2 protein-coding genes and 1 pseudogene are annotated in these 2,527 nt (G+C 77.7%); 1 reads left to right on the forward strand and 2 read right to left on the reverse strand.

Features of this window, described 5'->3' with window-relative positions; all coding sequences use genetic code 11:
• Positions 1-796: DNA-3-methyladenine glycosylase (locus PYV61_RS24005; protein WP_275836404.1), on the forward strand; the 796-nt coding region annotated here is incomplete at its 5' end.
• On the opposite strand, the gene PYV61_RS24010 is transcribed toward PYV61_RS24005, so the two are convergent.
• Together PYV61_RS24010 and PYV61_RS24015 are read right to left on the reverse strand one after the other, a co-directional pair.
• Complete coding sequence (locus PYV61_RS24010) at positions 766-1,458, reverse strand: hypothetical protein (RefSeq protein ID WP_275836405.1); 693 nt, start codon at positions 1,456-1,458, stop codon at positions 766-768. The genes PYV61_RS24005 and PYV61_RS24010 overlap by 31 nt on opposite strands.
• Positions 1,459-1,600: 142 nt before the next feature.
• Positions 1,601-2,527: pseudogene (locus PYV61_RS24015) on the reverse strand (hypothetical protein); the annotation flags it as partial.

Raw genomic sequence — 2,527 nt, forward strand, 5'->3', positions numbered from 1 at the left:
CGTGAGCCGCCCGCCCGCGCGCGGCCGACCCGGCGGCCGCGCGCGCGGCGGCGCCCCGGAGGTCCCGTCGTTCGTCGCGGCTCGGGGCGCGCCCGACGCGGAGGCCGCCGGGGCGCTTCCGTATCCGCCCCCCGGCACCCCGTTCCCCCCGGGCTGGTACGACCGCGATCCCCGCCTCGTCGCCCGCGCCCTGCTCGGCGCGGTGCTCGAGTGCCGCACGCCGCAGGGGATCGCCAGCGGCCGGATCGTCGAGACCGAGGCGTACCTCGGGCCGCACGACCCCGCCTGCCACGCCGTCGCCGGGCGCACCGCGCGCACCTGGCACCTCCACGGGCCGCCGGGCGTCGCGTACGTCTACCGCATCTACGGCATGCACTGGTGCGTCAACGCCGTCACGCTCCCCGAGGGCGTGGGGAGCGCGGTGCTGCTGCGCGCGCTCGAGCCGATCGACGGCGTGGCGCTGATGCGCGCGCGGCGCCCGAACGTCGTGCGCGACCGCGACCTCGCCAACGGCCCCGGGAAGCTCTGCACCGCGCTCGGCATCGACGGGCGCCTCGACGGGGTGCCGCTCGACGGGAGTGCGCGTGACGCGGCGGGGAACGACGCGGGGGCGCTGACGCTGCGCGCCGGCGCCCCCGTTCCCGACGACGCGGTGGTGGCCACGCCGCGCATCGGGATCACGCGCGCGGCCGACTGGCCGCTGCGCTACCTGCTGGCCGGCAGCGCGCACGTCTCGCGCACGCCGCCGGCCTTCCCGCGCGTCCCCTACTCCTCGCGCGACGGCGACAGGTTGTAGCGGAACCCCGCCTCGAGCTGCATGACGCCGCCGCGGTTCCACAGCGTGCGCGTCTGCGCGGGCGTCCCGTTCCCCTGCACGAAGAAGGCGGCGCGCCCGAACTGCACCTGCCCGCCCGCGAGGAGCAGCAGCGAGGCCTTGCTCGACCCGTCGTCCATCTCGTCGCGCAGCGCCGAGGCGTGCGCCGCGCTCGCGACGTCGCCCCGCGGCGTGACCTCGCGCATCACGTCGAGCGCGAGCCCGACGCCGGCGTACGGCCGCACCGGGCCGAGGCGCCCCGGCACCGCGAGCACGCTGGCCGAGAACCGGCGCGCGTTCTTCAGGTCGACCACGCGCGCGAAGCCGGGGCTCCCCGGCTCGGCGACCGCCGACGTGTGCGAGAAGAACGACTGCTCGGCGCCGATGAGCAGCGCCGCCTTGCTGCGCGTGATCAGCCAGTCGAAGCCGGCCAGCCCGGCGATCTTGTTCCCGTCGGTCACGGTGCCGAAGCGGGCGGCGCCGCCCTTCACGCCCCAGAACCAGGAGTCGGCGAAGCCGCGCCGCGCGGCCGCGACGGAGTCGGCGCGCGACGGCGACTGCGCCTGGAGGGCGGGGGCGGCCGCCGCCAGCAGCACGACGCCGGTCGGCGCGACGCGGGCGAGCGGGGAGGGGCGGCGGGACATGCGGGCTCCGAGCGAGGGTGGCGCGCACGCGCGGATGACCCGCGCGGGACGCCGAATAGACGGGGGGCGCGGCGTCCCCGTCACGCCGCGCCCCCCGTCGCACATCTATATATGGCGAGCGTCGCGCCGCTCGCCGCACCCGTCACATCGCCGGCCGCGCGCCGCTCGGCGCGTTCACGATCGCGTTGAACAGCATCCGGAACGTCGCCAGCGACTGCCCGCGGTACTGCGGGCGGAAGCCGAACATCACGACCTTCCCCTGGCCCAGCGGCACCTCCGCCGCCGCCGTCTGCCCGGCGATCTGCGCGGCGCCGCTCAGGAAGCCGCTCATCAGGATGTCCTCGCCGCGCGCGGGGTAGCGCGCGAGCACCCGCGCCCCCGGCGCCTGCGTCACGTCGAGCGTCGTCGAGTTCGTGAAGTAGACCGCCGTCGTGTCGGCCATCCCCGCCGCGATCGGGTGCGACGTGTCGACCAGCGTGCGCAGGATCGAGCCCGGCGCGTACAGCGCCTCCTGCGCGGGATCGCGCGCCAGCGCGTCGGCGGCGTCGTCGCCGCCCCCCGCCTCGCCCCCGCGCCCGGCCGGCGCGATCCGCCGCACCGCCAGCCCGAGCGGCCCGCTCGCCAGCTCCGACGCGCGGTCGAACAGCAGGAGCGTCCCCCCCGCCTCGACGAACGCCTTGAGCGCCGCAGTGCCGGCCGCGCCCAGCCCGCCCGTGTACTGCGCCGCGGCCGCCGTGGCAGCCAGCCCGCGCTCCGCCTCGCGCAGCGGCATGTCGGCGACCACCAGCACGTCGTAGCGCGCGCGCAGGTTCCCGGCGCGCATCGTCGAGTCGGTCACGCTCGCGTACGGGACCTTGAACGCGTCGAACACCCAGCGCGTCCACCCCTCGTCCATGTTCGCGGTCCACGGCTTGTACAGCCCGACGCGCGGCGCCGACGCCAGCGTGCGCCCGGCCGGGAGCGTCGCCACCGCGCCGCCGTCGGCGCACGCCTGCGCCGTCGCCGGGTCGGCGCGCTCGAGCACGAACGAGCCGGCGGCCGCCGTCCCGCCGCCCGCCAGCGACACCGG

It is taken from the genome of Roseisolibacter sp. H3M3-2, assembly GCF_029211165.1.
Taxonomy (GTDB): Bacteria; Gemmatimonadota; Gemmatimonadetes; order Gemmatimonadales; family Gemmatimonadaceae; genus Roseisolibacter.

Excerpts from the sequence above, each read along its gene's own strand:
- PYV61_RS24010 (WP_275836405.1), bottom strand. The coding sequence starts at position 1,458 with ATGTCCCGCCGCCCCTCCCCGCTCGCCCGCGTCGCGCCGACCGGCGTC.